The sequence below is a fragment of the Williamsia sp. z71 genome, from assembly GCF_059553375.1.
Window position 1 is genome coordinate 130,419 of sequence record NZ_JCANWX010000010.1, and the last position, 19,622, is coordinate 150,040.

Annotated in this window: 20 protein-coding genes; 14 read left to right on the forward strand and 6 right to left on the reverse strand. The window is 65.1% G+C overall.

Features of this window, described 5'->3' with window-relative positions; genetic code table 11:
• The first annotated feature begins 38 nt into the window (after nt 1-38).
• The 4 genes from AC51GR_RS22525 to AC51GR_RS22540 all read left to right on the forward strand — a co-directional run bounded on the left by AC51GR_RS22525 (nt 39) and on the right by AC51GR_RS22540 (nt 4,533).
• A complete protein-coding gene (locus AC51GR_RS22525; protein ID WP_496326954.1) occupies nt 39-1,040 on the forward strand; it encodes a FecCD family ABC transporter permease in 1,002 nt (333 codons plus the stop codon).
• 11 nt (nt 1,041-1,051) lie between these two features.
• The gene (locus tag AC51GR_RS22530) at nt 1,052-2,080 is read left to right on the forward strand and encodes a FecCD family ABC transporter permease (protein WP_496326955.1); all 1,029 of its coding nucleotides are present in this window, start codon (nt 1,052-1,054) and stop codon (nt 2,078-2,080) included.
• Nucleotides 2,077-2,880, forward strand: a complete 804-nt coding sequence (locus tag AC51GR_RS22535; protein ID WP_496326886.1) for an ABC transporter ATP-binding protein — start codon at nt 2,077-2,079, stop codon at nt 2,878-2,880. The genes AC51GR_RS22530 and AC51GR_RS22535 overlap by 4 nt, the downstream gene beginning before the upstream one ends.
• A 441-nt stretch (nt 2,881-3,321) precedes the next feature.
• A complete protein-coding gene (locus AC51GR_RS22540; RefSeq protein WP_496326887.1) occupies nt 3,322-4,533 on the forward strand; it encodes an HNH endonuclease in 1,212 nt (403 codons plus the stop codon).
• 168 nt (nt 4,534-4,701) lie between these two features.
• Here AC51GR_RS22540 and AC51GR_RS22545 read toward each other — a convergent pair whose 3' ends face one another.
• The 3 genes from AC51GR_RS22545 to AC51GR_RS22555 are packed head-to-tail and all read right to left on the reverse strand — an operon-like array spanning nt 4,702 to nt 7,282.
• The gene (locus AC51GR_RS22545) at nt 4,702-5,715 is read right to left on the reverse strand and encodes an ABC transporter substrate-binding protein (RefSeq protein ID WP_496326888.1); all 1,014 of its coding nucleotides are present in this window, start codon (nt 5,713-5,715) and stop codon (nt 4,702-4,704) included.
• Nucleotides 5,712-6,470: an ABC transporter ATP-binding protein gene (locus AC51GR_RS22550; protein WP_496326889.1), complete on the reverse strand. Its 759-nt coding sequence runs from the start codon at nt 6,468-6,470 to the stop codon at nt 5,712-5,714. The genes AC51GR_RS22545 and AC51GR_RS22550 overlap by 4 nt, the downstream gene beginning before the upstream one ends.
• On the reverse strand, nt 6,470-7,282 hold the full coding sequence (locus AC51GR_RS22555) for an ABC transporter permease (RefSeq protein WP_496326956.1): 813 nt from the start codon (nt 7,280-7,282) through the stop codon (nt 6,470-6,472). Before AC51GR_RS22555 ends, AC51GR_RS22550 begins: the two co-directional genes overlap by 1 nt.
• A 255-nt stretch (nt 7,283-7,537) precedes the next feature.
• Between AC51GR_RS22555 and AC51GR_RS22560 the strand changes: the two genes are divergently transcribed.
• The 8 genes from AC51GR_RS22560 to AC51GR_RS22595 are packed head-to-tail and all read left to right on the forward strand — an operon-like array spanning nt 7,538 to nt 15,021.
• Nucleotides 7,538-8,062, forward strand: a complete 525-nt coding sequence (locus tag AC51GR_RS22560; RefSeq protein WP_496326890.1) for an MSMEG_0572/Sll0783 family nitrogen starvation response protein — start codon at nt 7,538-7,540, stop codon at nt 8,060-8,062.
• 9 nt (nt 8,063-8,071) lie between these two features.
• The gene (locus AC51GR_RS22565; RefSeq protein ID WP_496326891.1) at nt 8,072-9,199 is read left to right on the forward strand and encodes an MSMEG_0568 family radical SAM protein; all 1,128 of its coding nucleotides are present in this window, start codon (nt 8,072-8,074) and stop codon (nt 9,197-9,199) included.
• A gap of 2 nt (nt 9,200-9,201) precedes the next feature.
• Nucleotides 9,202-10,611, forward strand: coding sequence for an MSMEG_0567/sll0787 family protein (locus AC51GR_RS22570; RefSeq protein WP_496326892.1), 1,410 nt, complete (start codon nt 9,202-9,204; stop codon nt 10,609-10,611).
• Entirely contained in the window at nt 10,608-11,501 is an 894-nt protein-coding gene (locus AC51GR_RS22575) for a carbon-nitrogen hydrolase family protein (protein ID WP_496326893.1), read from the forward strand. Before AC51GR_RS22570 ends, AC51GR_RS22575 begins: the two co-directional genes overlap by 4 nt.
• Nucleotides 11,494-11,811, forward strand: a complete 318-nt coding sequence (locus tag AC51GR_RS22580; protein ID WP_496326894.1) for an MSMEG_0570 family nitrogen starvation response protein — start codon at nt 11,494-11,496, stop codon at nt 11,809-11,811. The genes AC51GR_RS22575 and AC51GR_RS22580 overlap by 8 nt, the downstream gene beginning before the upstream one ends.
• Nucleotides 11,808-13,088: an MSMEG_0569 family flavin-dependent oxidoreductase gene (locus tag AC51GR_RS22585; RefSeq protein ID WP_496326895.1), complete on the forward strand. Its 1,281-nt coding sequence runs from the start codon at nt 11,808-11,810 to the stop codon at nt 13,086-13,088. The genes AC51GR_RS22580 and AC51GR_RS22585 overlap by 4 nt, the downstream gene beginning before the upstream one ends.
• Nucleotides 13,089-13,099: 11 nt before the next feature.
• Nucleotides 13,100-13,936 carry a carbon-nitrogen hydrolase family protein gene (locus AC51GR_RS22590; protein WP_496326896.1) on the forward strand — a complete coding sequence of 279 codons (837 nt, stop codon included), beginning with the start codon at nt 13,100-13,102 and terminating at the stop codon, nt 13,934-13,936.
• The gene (locus AC51GR_RS22595) at nt 13,933-15,021 is read left to right on the forward strand and encodes an MSMEG_0565 family glycosyltransferase (RefSeq protein ID WP_496326897.1); all 1,089 of its coding nucleotides are present in this window, start codon (nt 13,933-13,935) and stop codon (nt 15,019-15,021) included. The genes AC51GR_RS22590 and AC51GR_RS22595 overlap by 4 nt, the downstream gene beginning before the upstream one ends.
• Before the next feature lie 24 nt (nt 15,022-15,045).
• Here AC51GR_RS22595 and AC51GR_RS22600 read toward each other — a convergent pair whose 3' ends face one another.
• The gene (locus AC51GR_RS22600) at nt 15,046-15,384 is read right to left on the reverse strand and encodes a hypothetical protein (protein ID WP_496326898.1); all 339 of its coding nucleotides are present in this window, start codon (nt 15,382-15,384) and stop codon (nt 15,046-15,048) included.
• A 55-nt stretch (nt 15,385-15,439) separates the two neighbouring features.
• Nucleotides 15,440-15,886: a GNAT family N-acetyltransferase gene (locus tag AC51GR_RS22605; protein WP_496326899.1), complete on the reverse strand. Its 447-nt coding sequence runs from the start codon at nt 15,884-15,886 to the stop codon at nt 15,440-15,442.
• A 207-nt stretch (nt 15,887-16,093) separates the two neighbouring features.
• Here AC51GR_RS22605 and AC51GR_RS22610 point away from each other — a divergent pair, with 207 nt between their 5' ends.
• Nucleotides 16,094-17,695, forward strand: coding sequence for an ABC-F family ATP-binding cassette domain-containing protein (locus AC51GR_RS22610; RefSeq protein WP_496326900.1), 1,602 nt, complete (start codon nt 16,094-16,096; stop codon nt 17,693-17,695).
• Here AC51GR_RS22610 and AC51GR_RS22615 read toward each other — a convergent pair.
• The gene (locus tag AC51GR_RS22615) at nt 17,599-18,825 is read right to left on the reverse strand and encodes a benzoate/H(+) symporter BenE family transporter (protein ID WP_496326901.1); all 1,227 of its coding nucleotides are present in this window, start codon (nt 18,823-18,825) and stop codon (nt 17,599-17,601) included. The genes AC51GR_RS22610 and AC51GR_RS22615 overlap by 97 nt on opposite strands.
• A 77-nt stretch (nt 18,826-18,902) precedes the next feature.
• On the opposite strand from AC51GR_RS22615, the gene AC51GR_RS22620 reads away from it, so the two are divergent.
• The gene (locus tag AC51GR_RS22620) at nt 18,903-19,622 is read left to right on the forward strand and encodes a GntR family transcriptional regulator (protein ID WP_496326902.1); all 720 of its coding nucleotides are present in this window, start codon (nt 18,903-18,905) and stop codon (nt 19,620-19,622) included.

A 19,622-nucleotide genomic window follows, 5' to 3' on the forward strand; every position in this document is an offset into this window, starting at 1 on the left:
CACAAAGTACTTCGCAGTCCGTCTCGGGCGTCGCCATCGTGCGGCGCCCGAGACGGGTGCGGGCACTTGGTTTCTTGATCGTCGTCGTGGTCCTCGTGGTGGTCGCGATCGTGTCGGTCAAGGTCGGCTCTCGCGGTGTCGAGTGGTCGGACGTATTTGCCGTTCTCGGTGGCGACTCCGAGGGGATGAACCAGGCCGCAGTCGAAAAACGGATCCCCCGAACGATCCTGGCGATCATCGTCGGAGCCGCACTCGGAGTGTCCGGTGCGGTCATGCAGGGCGTGACCAGAAACCCACTCGCCGACCCGGGCATCCTCGGTGTGAACATGGGTGCGTCGCTCGCGGTGGTCATCGGTATCAGCTACTTCGGTCTGTCCACGGCGTCCAACTACATCTGGGTGGCCATCATCGGTGCCGCGGCCGCCGCTGTCTTCGTCTATTTCGTGGGCTCACTCGGACGTGGCGGTGCCACGCCGCTCAAACTCGCGCTTGCCGGCGCTGCGACCTCGGCGGCGTTGATATCTTTTGTCACCGCAATCATCCTGGGCCGCAACGATGTCGCCGATACCGTCCAATCGTGGCGGGTGGGCGGTGTGGGTGGGGCCACCTATGCCGGAATCGAACAGGTTCTGCCCTTTCTGATCGTCGGATTCATCATCTCGATGTTGTCGGCGCGCGGCCTCAACTCGCTCGCGCTGGGCGACGACCTCGCCGCCGGGCTCGGTGAGCGAGTGGCCCTCGTCCGCGGCGGTGGCGCCCTCGGGGCGATCATCCTGTGTGGCGCGGCTACGGCCGTCGCAGGCCCCATTGCCTTTGTCGGACTGGTCGTCCCGCATGCCTGCCGACTGATCGTCGGCGTGGACTATCGCTGGTTGCTGCCCTACTCGGCGGTCACCGGCGCGGTGCTTCTCACCGTGGCCGACGTGATCGGGCGGATCGTCGCGCGTCCTGCCGAAATCGATGTGGGCATCTTGACCGCGCTGATCGGCGCACCATTCTTCATCTACATCGTCCGTCGGCAGAAGGTCGGTGCACTGTGAGTTCGGAAACCATGGTGACGGCGCAGACGATTGCCCGGAACCGCAAGATCCGAGGTGGCCGCCGTCGCTGGGTGATCGCAATCCTGGTGGTACTCATCGTCATCGCCTTCTCGATCACCTTGATGTTCGGCAAGACGTTCTATCCTCCCGGCGACATTCTGAAAGTGATCCTGGGGGAGCAGGTCCAGGGCGCGACCTTCACCGTCGGACGCCTGCGGATCCCGCGGGCAGTGCTTGCCGTTGCCGCAGGTCTGTGTTTCGGACTCGCCGGCATCACCTTCCAGACCATGCTGCGCAACCCGTTGGCCAGCCCCGACATCATCGGGATCAGCGCCGGTGCCAGTGCGGCCGCGACCTTTGCGATTGTCACGCTGTCACTCGGTGCCACCCAGGTGTCGATCTTCGCGATTGTTTCCGCACTGGCCGTTTCGGTGCTGATCTATGTGCTGTCGTTCCGTGGCGGCGTTGTCGGAACCCGCCTGATCCTCATCGGTATCGGAATCGCGGCGATGCTCCACAGCGTCACGGACTATCTCCTGGACCAGGCCGCCGAATGGGACCAGCAGGAGGCGATGCGGTGGTTGACCGGAAGCCTCAACGGTGCCTCGTGGACCCAGACGATCCCGGTGCTGGTCGCACTCGTCGTACTGGCGCCGGTGTTGCTCGGGCAGTCGCGCAATCTCGAGATGTCCGAGCTCGGTGATGATGCCGCATCGGCACTCGGGGTGCGGGTCAACCGAACTCGGCTGATCGTGATCGTCGCTGCCGTCGGACTTCTCGCGTTCGCCACCGCGGCCTCGGGCCCGATCGCATTTGTGGCGTTCTTGTCCGGCCCCATCGCCGCCCGGCTGGTCGGACCGAATGGATCCCTGCTTGTCCCGGCCGCTCTGGTCGGAGCTCTGCTGGTGCTGGTCGCAGATTTCGTCGGACAGTTCGCTTTCGGCACCCGTTATCCGGTGGGTGTTGTCACCGGAGTTCTCGGCGCCCCGTACCTCATCTACCTGATCGTCCGTACCAACCGCGCCGGAGGCTCGCTGTGACAACCAAGCATCAACTCCTTGTCGAGAACCTGACGCTCGGTTATGGCGACCACACCGTCATCGACAATCTCGACCTGTTGGTGCCCCCGGGCAAGGTGACCGCGATCGTCGGTGCGAACGCCTGCGGCAAATCAACTCTGCTGCGGTCGATGTCACGGCTGCTGACCCCGCGCTCGGGCCGGGTTCTGCTCGACGGCACCGAGGTCCACAAGACTCCCGCCAAGGCGTTGGCCCGCACACTCGGCTTGCTGCCGCAGTCGCCGATCACACCGGAGGGGATCACGGTCGCCGACCTCGTCGGCCGTGGACGGCACCCACACCAGGGCCTGTTCTCTCGCTGGACCCGCGAAGACGACGAAGCCGTCGCCGCCGCACTCGAGACCACCGAGACCTCCGCCCTGGCCGACCGGCCGGTGGATGAACTCTCCGGTGGACAACGCCAACGGGTGTGGATCGCAATGGCTCTGGCCCAGCAGACCGACGTGCTGCTGCTCGATGAACCGACCACATTTCTCGATGTCAGTCACCAGATCGAGGTTCTCGATCTGTTGACCGATCTCAATCGTGACCGTGGCACCACCATCGTGATGGTGTTGCACGACCTCAATCTCGCCGCCCGATACTCCGATCACCTCATCGCCCTTGCCGGTGGAAACGTCCATGCCGCAGGCGAACCCGCCGAGGTCTTGACCGAGGACAACGTCCGGGCAGTGTTCGGCCTCGACAGTCAGGTCATCATCGACCCGACATCGGGCAAGCCGCTGATGCTGCCACTCGGACGTCATCACGTAGTGGTCTGAACCGACCGTCGAGCGTGCCGAACCGACCGTCGAGCGTGCCGAACCGACCGTCGAGCGGGCCGAAATCACCGTCGAGCGTGCCGAAACCTTCGCAGCGTGAACAGTATTGGCACGGTCGGCGGTGATTAAGGCACGGTCGGCGGCGCGGGTTATGGGGACGGGGCTTGTTCCACTTCTGATTGGCCAGGGCTGTTGGTGAGCAGTGGGTTCCCTCTGCGCTCCTGAGCACTTGAACCGGCGTGCGTGAGCCACGTTTCTTCGCAACGCTATCTAAATCTGTTGTACAACAATAGGTTCGGTTGGGAAATGGCTTGCGAACATACGTTCTAATGGGTATGGTGGGAATCAATCGGCCACTCGTATCACGTATCTGACGCCTTCCTCGCAGAGACGCTCCGGTCGACGTTCCCGGTTCGTGTTCCCGTTGGAAGGTGCTGTGCCATGCGAGTTCTCGAGATGGTCGATGATCTGGTTGACCTGCCGATACCTGATGCCGCCAACGCCGTGTTGGGGGTGGTGAAGGATCTGATCACCCTACGTAACACCGCTGAGCATCAGTTGGCGGTGTGTGCGGCGGTGATTGATGAGTCGGGTATCGCCCGTAAGTCCGGTTCGACGACATCAAAGTTGTTGCAGGCCAACGGAGCGGCACCAGCATCTGCATATCGGTGGCTGCGGATCGGACCAGGCCTGGCCGGCCTGGATCGCACGGCCGGGTATTCGAGGGACGGGTTCCTGTCGTCCGAGCACGTCGATGCGGTGGTCAAAGGGGTGGAGCATGTCGCCGGACGGTATGAGGGTGCGATCACCGCCGAGGAGCGGATCGGGTTCGAGCGGAAGCTGTTGAGTCACGCCATCTCCGGAGCACCGCCCGCGGAGATCAGCGCCGCAGCCCGAGCATTGGGCAACGAGGTCGCCAAAGACACCGGTGGTCCGCCGCCGGCGGAAGATCGGTCGCTGAACAGCCTCGACTACAAAGTCCGTGAAGGTCGTTGTGTCGGCACGTTCGATCTTGATGCGGTGATCGGGGAAAAGTTGCACTCGGCGTTGGACCTCTGGTCCAGGGCGCGTCCTGAACCCGACGGCTCCGATGATCCGCGTTCTCCGACCCAGCGTCGCGCTGATGCTCTGCATCGGTTGTTGGATTGCGGTGGTAGCGGGCAAAGTCTGGTGTCGGCGCCGCGGACGGAGGTGAACGTGACCGTGCCTGCTGATCACCCCGAGGCTGCCACGTTGGCGTGGATGGGCCCGGTCACCGAAGCAACTGCCGCGATGTTGGCGTGTGATTCGTCGATTACCTCGATCACCTTCGACGGAGAGGAAGTCCCAGTCGATCTGAGTCCACCGAAGCGGCTGTTCACCGGGTTGGTGCGCAAAGCAATCATCATCCGCGACACCTGCTGCGTGAAATGCGGCGGCCATGCCAGCTGGTCGGACTGCCACCACATCGTGCACTTCGTGGACGGCGGCGCGACCACACTCGAGAACGGATGCCTGTTGTGCCGCACCTGCCATATGGCCGTCCACAACACCGGCTGGGACGTGATCATGGGCTCCGACGGACATCCTTGGCTGATCCCGCCCGCCGACATCGACCCCCAACGAAGACCCCTACCGGCCTACAACCGGCGCACCCTGACCCTGGCGGCCTGACCCGCCGCCTGACCTGAACTACTGACTTCCCTTGGCGCACCCGAGCTTCTCGCCGGGACCGCGCACGTATCTTTGACAACTCCACAGTGTGAAGAACGCATTGTGCTGCCGTCCAGACAAGCTGGGCGGCAGCACAATGGACCTTGGTCACGCTTCGGGTTCGGCCGTTCAGGTTCCGAAGTACGGCTCCAGCACGGTGTTGTAGCGGCGGTCGACGAAGGAATCGAAGTCCGGGCTCGCCGGGATCTGGCCGGAATCGTAGAACAGGTCGGCCAGGAGCTGCTCAGATGCGACGACCTCATCGGTCAGGGGGACTGCCGGTTTGATGCTGCGCGCTTGGGCAACCTGCGCCACCTCCGGAGCGACACCGACGGACTGTGCGTAGTGGTTGGCCCATTCCTGCTCATTTGCCTGCGCCCACTTGGTGGCCCGAGCGATCCGCTGGACGAGATCGGAAAGTGCGGTGTTGCGCTTGGGATCTGCGAGTGCCTTCGCAGAGGCGATCCCGAAGGCGTAGCTCTGTTCGGCATCGACCAGGGTCTTGGCACCGGTCTGGGCCTCGGCGATGGCGGTGAACGGATCCCAGATCGCCCACGCGTCGACCGAACCCTGCTGGAAGGCCGCGAGTCCATCGGCCGGCTGCAAGAAGACCAATTCCACGTCGTCAACGCTCACGTCGACCGCGTCGAGCTGTTCCAGGACGTTGGCGTGTGCAGAACTTCCCTTGGCCACAGCGATCTTCTTGCCCTTTAGTTCGGGCACCGAGGCCAGCGTCGAGTCCTTGGGGATCAGGATCTTGTCGCCATCCCCGGAGGCCTGGTAGGCCGCGACAACCTTGATGTTGGCATTGTTGGCCGCCCCGAAGATGGGCGGTGTGTTGCCGGTGACGGCGAAGTCGATCTTGTCCCCGGTGGCCGCTTCCACCTGAGGCGGCCCGGAGGTGAACATCGAGAACTCGATCTTGTACGGCAGGCCGTCCAACTCGCCGGCCGCGGCGAGGAGCGGTTCCGTGATGCCCTTCTGGTCACCGACTTTCAGGGTCACCCCGCTGAGCTCGGCGACTGACACCGTTGTGTTGGCGACGTCCTCGCTGCCCTTGTCATCCTGCGACACACATCCCGACGCAACCAATGCGAAGGACAGAGCCAAGGCCGCAGACCCGACGGCACGGAACAGCTTCATTCAATAACTCCCAAACTCTTCAGCAGATGCTGGGCCGCCTCGGCCAGCTCCGGTTGTCCTGCCTCGCGCGGGCGGGGCAGGTCGATCACAACTTCATCTCGGATGCGGCCCTCATCGAGGACCACGACGCGGTCGGCGATCGAGACCGCCTCGTGCACATCATGTGTCACCAGCAGGACGCCGAACTTGTGGCGCTTCCACACGGTCAGGAGCAGGTCGTGCATCGTCCGCCGGGTCAGCGCGTCGAGCGCGCCGAATGGTTCGTCGAGCAGCAACAGCTCCGGCTCGCCGACGAGTGCGCGGGCCAGCGAAACACGTTGTGCCTGTCCACCGGACAGCGTCAGCGGCCAGGCGTCGGCCTTGTCGTCCAGACCGACCTGGGTCAGCGCGTCGACGACGCGGGCCTGGGTCTCCGACTTGGCGACCTTCACCCGGTTGAGTCCGTAGCCGACGTTCTGGGCAACGGATCGCCAGGGAAACAGCCGTGGTTCCTGAAAAGCGACGGCGGGGGCGCCGGCAACCGAGGTGTTGCCGGTGTAGTTGTCGGTGAGGCCCGCGAGCACGCGAAGGGTTGTGGACTTGCCGCAGCCGCTGCGACCGATCAGCGCCACGATCTCGCCGTGACGCACCGTCAAGCTCAGATTGTCCAGAACCTGGTAGTCGCCGTAATGCAGTGACACCGACTTCAACTCGGCGGCCACATCAGCCTTGCCGGTGGGCTTGGCCGTCGCCCGAGGGTCAGAGATAAGGGTCATCACACGTCCTCATTGTTGGGTCGATAGCGCAAGGCGTACTGCTCCAGCCGGCGGACGGCGGCGTCGGTGGCGAATCCGAGCAACGCGTAGATCACCAGGCCGAAGAAGATGATGTCCATCCGGAGGAAGTCGCGCGCGTTGTTGATCATGAAGCCGATACCCTCGCCGCCGGCGATCTGCTCGGCCACGATCAGTGTCAGCCAGGCGATGGCCAGCGATTGGCGCAGACCGACGAGGACCTGCGGCGCGGCGCTGGGCAGAATGATGATCCGAAACCGTTGCCAGGCACCGAAACCCAGTACACGGCCGGTTTCGAGGAGTTTCGGCTCGATCTGGCGGATCGCCGAGATGGTGTTGAGGTAGAGCGGGAACATCACGCCGAGCGCGATCATCAGGATCTTCGGGGTCTCACCGATCCCGAACCAGAGGATGAAGGGTGCGATCAGCGCGAGGTGCGGTAGTGCGCGCACCATCTGCAGCGACGGGTCGAGCAGGGAGTCTGCGATCCGCGACAAGCCGACGAGAACGCCCAGTGCGACACCGATCAGGCCGCCGAGAAGCAGTCCCTGGACCACACGCCATCCCGACGCGCTCAGGGCGTCGCCGAGTTCACCCGATTCGATGGTCTCGAGGCCGGCCTCGAAGACGAGGGAAGGTGCCGGGGCCACGTCCTGGGGGATCAATCCGATGGCGCTGCCCAGCTGCCAGAGCAGCAGGACGAACAGGGGCGAGAGCCACCGAACGATAGTCCAGACGCGGTGTGAGCCGCGGTTGGATACGCGAGGCGGTTTCGCGATGGAGGCAGGAGCGATCTGGGTCACCTGAGAGACGGTATGGCGTGTGCGGTGCCCCGAGAACCATTTGAATCGCAGCGAGCGAAAGTCTCCGGCGGTGCTCTATGTCGGCTGTGTTACCGCTGTGAGCACTTGGCACTCCACTGTTAGTCCCGCGATAACCAGCCTGAAACCGGGAACTTTTGTACTGGTACTCGCAGCCGGTTCCGGCTCTTGGTCAGGCGGCAAAGCAGCCGCAGTGGCCTCAACATCCCGTCGTATCAGGAGGACTCCATGTCCGAGCTCGACCAGTCCATCGCCGAGAATATCAAGAAGTCTATCGCCGAGATCCCGCATCCCTCGTTGCCGAAGGGCACCAACATCTACGGCGGCACCAAGATCTTCCCCGACTACAAGGCGCAGGACGGCGAGTCGTACTTCACCTTGGTCCACGGCATCGCCCACGAGTCGTCGGTGAGTTTTGTGGCGGTCCTGCAGGCCACGCGCGCACTGCGCAAGGGATTCGAGTCGGCGATGTACTTCTACGGACCCGGAGCCATCAACTGCCTGGCCACCCGCGGATTCCCGACCACCGGCGATTCGGGCTTCCCGGGCGAACAGAACATCAACGATTCACTCGCCACGTTCATCTCCGAAGGTGGCACGGTGTTCTGTTGCCGTTTCGGTCTGGCATTGCACGGCGGACGAGAAGAGGACTTGATCGAAGGTGTGATCCCGGCGCATCCGCTCGACGTGCAGGACGCGCTGATCCACTACGCGCGCAAGGGCGCGATCATCAATTCCACTTACATGGTCTGAGGCGGCGGGATGCTGGAGACGGAGCGCAGCGGAGCTCGACCGGAGCCGCTGGAGACGGAGAGTGGCGGAGTTCGACCGGGGTCGGCAGTATCGGCACGTGTAGATCTGGCGCTGCTGGGTGTTCGCGGCTCACCCCCGCTGCGCCGTTCCGCAGGCGCCGGCCCCAGCGACGACGGCCACCTGGTCATCGACGGCCTCAGCGCCGCGATCCCGCGCAATCCGTTGAGTCCTTATGTTCTCGACGGCGGTCAGGTGTTGCTCGACGGAGCCGAGACCGGGCTGGAGGTGACGGCCATCGAACGGCCGGCCTTCTATGACCTGCGCACCGGTACCGGCATCGAATACGAGAAGATCGCCAAGCTCCACGGCCGGGATGTGTTGGCCACCACGGTGATGCAGACCTGCATCCGCTACGACGAGTCGCAGCGCTGCAGGTTCTGCACCATCGAGGAGTCACTACGATCCGGTGCGACCGTGGCAGTGAAGAAACCGGCCGAGTTGGCCGAGGTCGCCGAGGCCGCCGTCCGCCTCGACGGTGTGAAACAGATGGTGATGACCACCGGTACTTCCGCGGCGAAGGACCGGGGTGCAAAGCATCTGGCGCGCTGCGTCCGTGCGGTCAAGGCGGTGGTGCCCGATCTGCCCATCCAGGTGCAGTGCGAACCACCCGGTGATCTGGCCACGCTCACCGAGTTGAAGGAAGCCGGCGCCGAGTCGATCGGCATCCACATCGAATCGCTCGACGACTCCGTCCGCAGGCGCTGGATGCCTGGCAAGGCGACGGTGTCCACCGACGACTACCGGGCGGCGTGGGCCGAGGCGGTGCGGGTGTTCGGGCGCAATCAGGTGTCGACGTACCTGCTGGTCGGGTTGGGTGAAGACCCCGACGAATTGGTCGACGGCGCACGCGAACTCATCGAGATGGGCGTGTATCCCTTCGTGGTGCCGTTCCGTCCGCACGAGGGATCGCTCGCCGTCGACGTCGACGGTGCCGTCGGCCCACGGGGTGACATCGTCGAGGACGTCACCCGTCGGATCGCCAAAGAGCTGACCGCCGCGGGCATGCTCGGCGCCGACCAGAAAGCCGGCTGCGCCGCCTGTGGTGCATGCAGTGTCTTGCAGAACGTCGGAGGTTGATCATGCACACCGGTATCCCTGATCTGGCCATCCTCACCGGGCCACGCCGCGCAGCGCCACCGGCCGCGTTCATCGTCCAACCAGTTCGGGACACAGCAGAACTCGACGAGTATCGGTCCCTTCGCCACGAAGCGTTTGTGGTGCGGCAAGAGCTGTTCAGCGGATCCGATCATGATGATCTCGACGATGACCCGCGCACCGTGGTTCTCTGCGCGACGGCGCCCGACGGCACAGTTCTCGGCGGGGTGCGCCTGGCGCCGGCCACCGCCGACGACATCGGTTGGTGGACCGGCAGCCGGTTGGTGGTGGCACCCACCGAACAGGCGCGAGGAGTCGGTCCGGCGCTGGTCCGGGCAGCTGGTGCCCATGCCGAGAGTTCCGGGGTCCTGCGGTTCGACGCCGCGGTGCAGCAGCGATACCAGCCGATGTTCACGTCGTTGGGCTGGCAGTACACCGGCGACGTCGAGGTGGCCGGTGTCACGCACGCGGCGATGCGCTGGCCGATCAACAAAATCGAGCGACTCGTCACGGCCACCAAAGCGATGCTCGCCGATGTACTGGCACCGTTGGCGGCGCAGTCGATGGGGTTGGGGCCGAGCGGTTTCCGGGGCGACGACGGTACGCCGGTTCCGGGTGGCGACCTGATCGCGGCCTGCGACGCGATCATTCCGTCGATGGTCGAACGTGACCCGGAATGGGCCGGGTGGTGCGGCGTGTTGGTGAACCTCAACGACCTGTCCGCGATGGGCGCCACCCCGGTCGGACTGCTCGACGCGGTGGCCGCACCCACCCGATCCCAACTGACCCGGATCGTTCGCGGGATGGCCAGAGCCGCTGCCGCATGGGGCGTACCGGTCCTCGGCGGTCACACACAAGCCGGTGTTCCGTCGTCATTGTCGGTGACCGCGCTGGGACGTACCGCAACGCCGATCCCGGCCGGGGGCGGACGGGTGGGTCATGAACTGCGGCTCACCGCCGACCTGGGTGGCCACTGGCGTCCGGGATATGCAGGCCAACAGTGGGATTCGACATCCACGCGCAGTTCTGAAGAACTGGTGCGGATGGGAACATTCGTGCAGCGGGCGGCGCCGGCCGCCGCAAAAGATGTCAGCATGGCCGGACTGGTCGGGACCACCGGCATGCTGGCCGAGGCCAGTGGGACCGGTGCGCTGCTCGACATGGCCGCGATCCCACGACCTTCCGGCGTGACGGTGGGCGAGTGGGTCACCGCCTTCCCCGGCTTCGCCATGATCAGCGCAGACGCGCCGGGCCGCGCGGTTCCCGACGCGGGACCGGCGACCAGCGCAGTTTGTGGGCAACTCATCGAAGGCCGCGGTGTCAGCCTGCGCTGGCCCGACGGCACGATCACACAAGCGGTGCACGGCACCGTCACCGGATTGGGGAAAGCATGAGCACCACAATTTCTGTCGCGTCGGCACAGTTCGGCCGCGACATGGAACAGGCGTACCGGACCATCGGCACGCTCATCGACCTGGCGCGGCAACGGGGCAGCGACCTGCTGGTACTCCCGGAGGCTGCACTGGGAGGCTATCTGCCCAGCCTGGGCGGGGGAGACGAGAGTCCGGAGGCAAGGCAGCGACGACTCGAGAGTCTCCCTCCTGCTCTCGAACTCGGCGGCCCGGAACTGGAACGGGTGATCAATATGGCCGGAGATATGACCGTCACTCTGGGATTCTGCGAGGCAGACGGCGACACCCGCTACAACGCGGCCGTCACCCTCAGTGGAGACGGGATTCTCGGTTCGTACCGGAAGGTTCATCAGCCGCTCGGTGAAAACCTCTGCTATTCAGCGGGTTCGGCGTACCCGACCTTCGATACACCGGTGGGCCGGATGGGGATGCAGATCTGTTACGACAAGGCATTCCCGGAAGCTGCCCGGGCGCTGTCGCTCGGTGGTGCCGAGATCGTCGCGTCTCTGTCGGCGTGGCCGACGTCCCGGACCAACACCACACCCAACATGGACGACGACCGCTGGAAGCAGCGGTTCGACATCTACGACCGAGCCCGGGCGTTGGAGAACCAGTTGATCTGGGTGGCTTCGAATCAGGCCGGAACCTTTGGCTCACTGCGATTTGTCTGCAGCGCAAAGGTGGTGGGACCGGGCGGGGAGATCCTCGCCGGCACCGGCACCGAGGAGGGTCTGGCCACCGCCACCGTCGACGTCAAGGCCGCGATGGCAGCGGCCCGTGGCGGCGGCATGTACAACCTGCGTGATCGCCGTCCCGAGATCTACGGCAGTGTCACCGAGCCCAATCGAGTCGAGGAGCTGACCTATGCCTGAGATGACGTTCACCGTGCGCTGGCCGGACGGCTCAGAGCAGCAATGCTATTCGCCGTCACTGGTCATGCACGACTTCCTGGAACCGGGTGCGCAGTACTCGGTCGGTGAGTTCGTGTCGCGCAGCACCGAGGCGCTGACCATCGCCAGTGATCGCGTCCGGGCGAAGTTCGGGTTCGCGTGCACGTCGGCGGCCGCGCAGCTCGAGAGCATCGAGACGGCGGCACGCCAGATGCCCGATGGGCGAGTTCAGATTTTGACGATGAGCGGTGCCGAACTGATCGCGCCGACACAGGCAGGACACACACCATGAACGATTCCCCCGTGAGTACCCCGATCGAGGAGGTGCCGGTGGTCGTCATCGGTGCCGGTCAGGCCGGGTTGTCCATCAGTTGGCATCTGACCCGGCGCGGTGTGGCGCACGTGGTGCTCGAACGCGACACCATCGCCCACGAATGGCGGGATGGGCGCTGGGACAACTTCACCCTGGTCACGCCCAACTGGCAATGCAATCTGCCGGGTTACGAATACTCCGGCGACGATCCGGACGGCTTCATGGGTCGTGACGAGGTGTATGCCTGGGTTCGTGACTACGCGAAAACCTTCGATGCCCCGGTCCGCGAACATGTTTCGGTGACATCGGTCAGCCGCCGCGCCGGCGGCGGGTTCGACATCGCCACCACCGCCGGACCGCTGCAGGCCCAACAGGTGGTGGTCGCGGTCGGTGGCTATCACACCCCGGTGATCCCGCGCTTCGCGGAGAAGCTGCCGGACCGGATCGCGCAGGTACATTCGTCGCAGTACCGCGGCGCCGATCAACTCCCTGACGGCGCGGTGCTGGTGGTCGGTTCCGGGCAGTCCGGCGCGCAGATCGCCGAAGACCTGCACCTGGCCGGCCGAAAAGTGCACCTGGCCACGGGAAGCGCTCCCCGGGTGTCCCGGTTCTACCGGGGCCGCGACTGCGTGGCCTGGTTGCACGACATGGGCGTCTACGACGTCTCGATCGACGAGCACCCCGGTGGTCTGTCGAAGCGCGAGAAGACGAATCACTATGTGACCGGCCGCGATGGCGGCCGTGATATCGACCTGCGCGCCTTCGCCCGCGACGGAATGCAGCTGCACGGCCGGTCCACCGGACTGGTGGGGACGACGATGACGTTCGCACCGAACCTGGCAAAGAATCTCGCCGCCGCCGACGCTGTCAGCGACGCGATCAAAGACGACATCGACGCCTACATCGAGCGGACCGGTATCGACGCGCCGACGGAACCACGGTATGTGCCGGTGTGGACGCCGGAAACCGAAGTGACCGAACTGGATCTGGCCACCTCGGACGTGTCCGCCATCGTCTGGTCGATCGGCTTTCGCACCGACTATCGGTTCCTCAAGGTGGGCGTGTTCGACGGAGAAGGAATGCCGACCCATCACCGCGGTGTCACCTCGACGCCCGGCGTCTATTTCCTTGGTCTACCGTGGCAGCACACGTGGGGTTCCGGGCGATTCGCGGCCATCGCGCGTGACGCCGAGTACCTGGCCGATCAATTGACCGTAGGGTGTGTTCCGACCGCGCAGGCCACATCGAGTCACTAGGCTCACCGGCTATGGCACCCATTCGCGTTGCCGCACTCGCAGGCCATTTCGGTCGGGATGTCGAGCGCGCGGTGAGCAAGATCGTCGGGATCATCGAGGCGGCCTCACGAGACGGCATCGACCTGCTGGTGCTTCCCGATGCGTCACTCGGCGGATACATCGGTGACCTGAGGTCCCCCGACATCGACCAGCTGCCACCGACCATCGACACCGACGGTCCGGAACTGTCGGCGATCGCCGAGGCGGCGGGGCCGATGACGGTGTGTGTGGGATTCACCGAGGCGGCACAGGGCAAGCGGTACAACACCGCCGTCTGTCTGTCCGGCGACGGGATCCTGGGTCTGCACCGCAAGGTTCATCAACCGGCCGGTGAATCACTGGCCTATGCGGCCGGGAACGACTTCTCGGCGTTCGACACCCCGGTCGGCCGGATCGGCATGCTCATCGATTACGACAAGACGTTTCCGGAATCGGCTCGCACCCTGGCGCTCGACGGGGCCAGGATCATCGCCGCCCTTTCGGCGTGGCCGGCCAGCGTCACCGACCGTGCCTCGCGGCTGCCCAACGACCGGCAGTCCAGGCTGTTCGACCTCTACGACGCGGCCCGCGCCGCGGAGAACCAGGTGGTTTTGGTGTCGTCGAATCAGACCGGCGTGATGGGCAAGCTGCGTTTCCTGGGGCAGGCAAAGGTGGTCGGTCCCGGCGGTGAAGTGCTTGCCAAGACCTGGGCGAAAGGCGGAATGGCAGTGTGCGACATCGATATCGACGCGGAGATCAACCGGGCCCGCACGGTGCTGCACCACCTCGCCGAGCGGCGCACGGACACATACTGGCAGGACGATCTGTGAGAGTTTCACTGCTGACCTACTCCACCAAACCGCGCGGCGGCGTCGTTCATACGCTCAATCTCGCCGAGGCGCTGGCGAAGGCCGGTGCCGAGGTGACCGTCTGGTCCCTGGCGCGTGGCGGCGACCCCGGGTTCTTTCGGCCGGTGGATCCAGCCGTGTCGGTCCGTCTGGCCCGGTTCGACGACCGCGAAGGCGATACGGTCACCGACCGGATCGTCCGGTCGATCGAGGTCATGCGGGCCGAGTTCGATTCGGCTGCAGCAGATATCGTGCATGCCCAGGACTGCATCAGTGCCAATGCGGTGGGCCGGTGCATCCGGACCATCCACCACCTCGACCAGTTCACGACGCCGGTACTGGCCGCCTGTCACGAGAAGGCCATCGTGGAACCGTACGCGCGGATCTGCGTGTCATCGGCGGTGGCACAGGAGGTTCGAGGGGGGTGGGGTTTCGAGCCGGTGGTGATACCCAACGGTGTCCAGTCGGAGCGGTTTGCCGCTGCCGCCGCGGCAGACCCGGAAGCTGTTGCTGCGCGCCAACGGTGGCGTGACCAGCTCGGACGGTACGTGCTGGCGGTGGGTGGGATCGAACCACGGAAGGGGAGTATCGACCTGCTGGAGGCCTACGCTCTCCTGCGCCACAGTGACCCGGAGCTCGGACTCGTCTTCGCCGGCGGCGAAACACTGTTCGACTATCGCGACTATCGTGCCGAATTCGACAGTTTGGCAACCAGACTCGGCGTCACGCCGATCATTCTGGGCGCGGTCCCCGACCCCATCTTGCCGGCGCTGGTGGCGCAAGCCGCGGTCCTGGCGTTCCCGTCGACCAAAGAGGGCTTCGGTCTGGCGGCGATGGAGGCCTTGGCGGCCGGCACCCCGGTGGTGGCCCGTGACCTACCGGTTCTGCGGGAGGTATTCGGCGACACCGTGGGCTACGCCCGCACGCCCGAGGACCTGGCCGCAGAACTGACCGCCGCAATGACCATCGATACGGCGAGGCAATCCCGCGGCCGGGATCTGGCAACCAGCCTGACCTGGGACCTCGCTGCGAAGCGGCATCTCGAGTTCTATCGTTCCCTCCTCTGACCCCCACCGTCGAGCGTGCCGATATCACCGCCGAGCGTGCCAAAATCGCCGTCGAGTGTGCCCAAATTTGCGGTCCGCAGGACCGGGCGCCGTGATGCGCTGGATGTAGTCGACGATTTCGACCAGCGCACGCCGCTCGTCGGCGTCGTCGGCCCCGCCGATGCCACCGTCGACGGTGATCGATATGGGTGTTCCGGCGCGGATGTCCAATTCATCCCAACAGAGCGGCAGGCAGTGCGCGTACAGTCGGCGCCCGTTGACAACCAGGTGGATGCGCGGTGCGTAGTCGGCGGACTTCCACGATATCTGCTCTGCGGCATCGTGATCCAGTGAACCGTTGGCAGTGAACTCTTGCAGGTACATCGGCCTTCTCCGGGGTGGTGTCAGCGCAGTTCGATTGTAGTCGTGGGGCAGATACTCACAAGACTTTCGTGTAGTACACCCGGCGATAACCGTCTTCGACTGCGCGGTGTGTCTCGGTGAAACCCTGGCGCGGGTAGTAGCGGATGTTCTCGGTCATGTGCTCGTTGGTGTGCAATTGCAGACGCCGCAGCCCCAGGTCCCGGGCGTGCGACGCGGCGAAGCCCAACAGTTCCGTCCCGATACCCGACCCTTGTGCGTCGGGTGAGACCGCAAGGACTTCGATCTCCAGGTGATCGGGTTCGGGTATGAGCACGATGGTGCCGACGATCAGGCCTTCGACCTCGGCGACCCACGCCTGTCCGATGCTGATGAGGTGGTGGTAGTCGAAATGCATCGGGCCGGGTTCGGTGCCGATGCGTTCGGTGTAGTGGGTGAATGCCCGCGACACCAGGTCGGTCACCGCGGCGACATCGGCGGGCAGTGCAGGTCGGATGGGCACCATCGCACCATTCTGCTCGCAGAACAAAGTACTTGCGAGGCCCGGAATTGTTCTGCACACTGGGCGACGTCCTGTTCCCGACAGTCAGGCTCCCCGGTGAAGATCATCGACGGCTCCGCGTCCTAGCGCGCTGACACCGTTCGATTGCCGCATGCCACGGCGGGATGAGTTGTCGGCGCACTTACGTCTTCATCCTTTCTGGGAGTCCGCGTGTCCGCGCAATCTGAATCTGCAATTTCTCTCCGGGACGTAAGCCTCGAGTGGCCGGACGGTTCCTCGGCTCTCTCGCACCTGACGGTGTCCTTCGGCGCCGACCACATCGGCGTTGTCGGCGCCAACGGATCAGGTAAATCAACACTACTCAAAGTCATCGCCGGGGAGCTTGTCCCCACCTCGGGATCGGTCAGGGTCACCGGGGAAACCGCCTACCTGCCACAGGATCTCATCCTTCATGGTGATGCCACGGTGGCAGACCTGCTCGGTATCCGCGCCCGGCTCGATGCGCTGGCGGCGATCGAGGGCGGGTCGACGGATCCCGGCGTCTACGACACCCTGGGCGACGACTGGGATGTCGAGGCCCGCGCGCGGCAAGTCCTGGCCGAGGCGGGTATCGCGGATCTGGTTCTGGACCGCAATGTCGACACCCTCTCGGGTGGTGAGGTGATCCTGACCGCGATTGCGGGTCTGCGGTTACGCGGAGCACCGATCACGCTGCTGGACGAACCGACCAACAATCTGGACCGGGAGGCCCGGTCGCGCCTGTATGGGCTGGTGCGCAACTGGCCGGGCACTCTGCTGATCGTGTCCCATGACACCGCGCTGCTCGAATTGATGGACACCACAGCGGAATTGCACGATCACACCGTTACGGTGTTCGGCGGACCGCTCAGTGAGTACCGCGAATACTTACGGTCCCAACAGTATTCCGCGCAACAGGATCTTCGGACCGCGCAACAAGATCTGAAAGTCCAACAGCGGCAACGTCTCGACACCGAGACGAAAGTTGCCCGACGCAGTCGATATGGGAAGGCGAACACCAATTTGCCCAAGATCCTGTTGGGTGCGCGCAAGCGCCGTGCCCAGGAGACAACGGGCCGGTTACGAACCGAAGGCGACAACAAGATCGACGAGGCCCGCAGGGCCGTCGAGAGTGCAGCCGAGCTGGTCCGCGACGACAACCACATTCGGATCGAGTTGCCCGACCCGGATGTCCCGGCTGGTCGACGTCTGGCCGAAATACGCAGTGGCGATACGACGATCGTGATCGCCGGCCCGGAACGTGTTGCGCTGACCGGGGTCAACGGCGCCGGCAAGACAGCTCTGCTGCGCACCCTGTGGAACCCGGGACCTGCGGGGGAGGGGCCGTACGCCGTCGCGCACACCGACCACATCGGTTACCTGGCACAACGTCTCGACGATCTCGACGGCACCGCGAGCGTTCTCGACAATGTGCGGTCCGCGGTTCCCGATGTGGAGCCGAACCTGGTGCGGGCCAGGCTGGCCCAGTTCCTGCTACGCGGCGACGCGGTGGACCGGCCGGTCGGTGGACTGTCCGGTGGTGAACGGTTCCGGGTGGCTCTTGCCCGATTGCTGCTGGCGACTCCACCGGTGCAATTGCTGGTCCTCGACGAGCCGACCAACAACCTCGACCTCGACAGCGTCGACCAGCTGGTGGAGGCGCTGTCGGCCTATCGGGGCGGGATGCTGGTGGTCAGTCACGACGACGAGTTCTTGGCCCGTCTCGGAATCTCACGGTCGTTGGTACTCGTCGACGGAGTGGTGGAATCGGGTGACCTCTTCAGCACCGCGTAGACCACCAGTCCGGCGACCAATGCCCAGAATGCCGATCCGATCCCTGCGACGGTGATCCCGGCTGCGGCGACGACAAAGGTCAGAACGGCTGCAGTCCTGGTCTTTTCATCACGCAATCCGGCCGCGAGAGCTCCGGCCAGGGTGTCGAGCAAGGCCAGGCCGGCGACCGTCTCCACCAGGCCGGCCGGCGCGATGGTCACCAGCGCGGCGGCGGCCGCCGAACTGATGCCGATGACCAGATAGACCGGGCTCACGGTGGCCGCGGCGATCCAGCGTCGGCGCGGATCGGGTTCTGCGGCGGGGGCCGCGGTGAGTGCGGCACTGATCGCGGCCAGGTTCACCGCGTGCCCGCCGGCCGGGGCCGCCAGCGAGGTCAGGGCGCCGGTCACCAACATCGAGGGGCGCCAAGGGATCCGATAACCGAAGCCGGCCATGACAGCTGTGCCCGGCAGATTCTGTGACGCCATGGTGACGATGTAGAGCGGCAGCGCGATACCGATGCAGGCCTGCAACGACCATTGCGGGACAACCACGTCCATCCGGGGTATCAGCAACTCCGCGGCCACACCCTTGTCCGACGTCAACAGGACCACCGCGATGACGAGGGCCGCGGTACCGAACGCGGCGGGTACTGCCCATCGCTTGGCAAACCGGAGCAGGATCAGCCACACGACGATGACCGGAGCGATCGAGAGAGGCTCGGCGGCGACCGCTCGGACCGGTTCCAGACACAGGGGCAGGACGATGCCGGCCAACATCGCCTGCGCGATCGGCGTCGGTATGGCCTGCACCAGCGAGCCCAGACGTGGCCACAGCCCGGTCGCCAGGATCATCACGCCGACGATCACGAACGCTCCGACAGCGACCGGGAAACCGCCGTCCGGGGCGGCCGTACCGGCGAGCAGGGCCGCGCCCGGCGTCGACCAGGCCAGCGTGATCGGCATGCGGTACCGGGTCGCCAGGAATCCGACACCGATGGCAATGGCTAGACACAGGGCAAAGAGCCCGGAGGCGGCTTCTCCGGGCGACGCACCGACGGCTCTCAGACCGGTCAGGACCACGGCGAAGGAGCTGGTGAATCCCACCAGTGAGGCGACGACACCGGCGGTGATCGGCTGGATGAGCGACACGCGAACCTCCGCAGGCCTCGGGGCAGTACGGTCATCGTAAAGTAGATTGGATCTTGGATCCAATAATGGGAAGTGGTATGCCGCCGACACGTTCTACGCAGGTTCTCGACACTCTCGGACACCGTCCGACCGCGGTGCATCACGCTCGGACGGTCATCGAATCGACGCTCGCCGAGGCGATTCTCGACGGCTCGCTGGCCAGCGGCATCCCACTGCGGCAGGCGGAGCTCGCGGAGGTGTTCGGGGTCAGCCGGATGCCGGTTCGCGAAGCGCTCCTGTCACTGCAGGCCCGCGGTCTGGTCGATCACGTGCCACACCGGGGTGCGGTGGTGGTCGGAGTCGACCCGGACGACGTGATCAACACCTACCGGATCAGGCTGCTGCTGGAACCGGAAGCGCTGGCCGGCTCGATTCCGCGGCTGGAGGCGGCAGACATCGACGACGCGCGCCGCGTTCTGGAGGCCATGGAGAACGACCCCGACCTGGTCGACCTCGGTCGGCTGAACTCGGACTTCCATCTGGCTCTCTACCGGCGGCATCCAAACGCCAAGCTGTTGAAGCTGATTGCCGCCGAGCTCGACGACGAGGACCGCTACCTGCGTTTCCATCTGGCCGAGTTGGGGTCGGAGCAATTGGCACAGGACGAACATCGGCAACTGTTCGAGCTGGCTTCCCGTGGCGCGACGGACGACGCGGTAGCGGTGCTGCGGCAGCACATCGGCTCCGCAGCCCAGACCATCGAGGCGTATTTTCGGGATCGTTCACCATCGCCGGGACCGGACGCGGGTATCAAGTAG

Coding starts and splice junctions, on each gene's coding strand:
- AC51GR_RS22590 (WP_496326896.1), top strand. CDS start 13,100: ATGGCACCCATTCGCGTTGCCGCACTCGCAGGCCATTTCGGTCGGGAT.
- AC51GR_RS22600 (WP_496326898.1), bottom strand. CDS start 15,384: ATGTACCTGCAAGAGTTCACTGCCAACGGTTCACTGGATCACGATGCC.
- AC51GR_RS22565 (WP_496326891.1), top strand. CDS start 8,072: ATGCTGGAGACGGAGCGCAGCGGAGCTCGACCGGAGCCGCTGGAGACG.
- AC51GR_RS22540 (WP_496326887.1), top strand. CDS start 3,322: ATGCGAGTTCTCGAGATGGTCGATGATCTGGTTGACCTGCCGATACCT.
- AC51GR_RS22545 (WP_496326888.1), bottom strand. CDS start 5,715: ATGAAGCTGTTCCGTGCCGTCGGGTCTGCGGCCTTGGCTCTGTCCTTC.
- AC51GR_RS22580 (WP_496326894.1), top strand. CDS start 11,494: ATGCCTGAGATGACGTTCACCGTGCGCTGGCCGGACGGCTCAGAGCAG.
- AC51GR_RS22620 (WP_496326902.1), top strand. CDS start 18,903: ATGCCGCCGACACGTTCTACGCAGGTTCTCGACACTCTCGGACACCGT.
- AC51GR_RS22585 (WP_496326895.1), top strand. CDS start 11,808: ATGAACGATTCCCCCGTGAGTACCCCGATCGAGGAGGTGCCGGTGGTC.
- AC51GR_RS22530 (WP_496326955.1), top strand. CDS start 1,052: ATGGTGACGGCGCAGACGATTGCCCGGAACCGCAAGATCCGAGGTGGC.
- AC51GR_RS22560 (WP_496326890.1), top strand. CDS start 7,538: ATGTCCGAGCTCGACCAGTCCATCGCCGAGAATATCAAGAAGTCTATC.
- AC51GR_RS22550 (WP_496326889.1), bottom strand. CDS start 6,470: ATGACCCTTATCTCTGACCCTCGGGCGACGGCCAAGCCCACCGGCAAG.
- AC51GR_RS22570 (WP_496326892.1), top strand. CDS start 9,202: ATGCACACCGGTATCCCTGATCTGGCCATCCTCACCGGGCCACGCCGC.
- AC51GR_RS22605 (WP_496326899.1), bottom strand. CDS start 15,886: ATGGTGCCCATCCGACCTGCACTGCCCGCCGATGTCGCCGCGGTGACC.
- AC51GR_RS22575 (WP_496326893.1), top strand. CDS start 10,608: ATGAGCACCACAATTTCTGTCGCGTCGGCACAGTTCGGCCGCGACATG.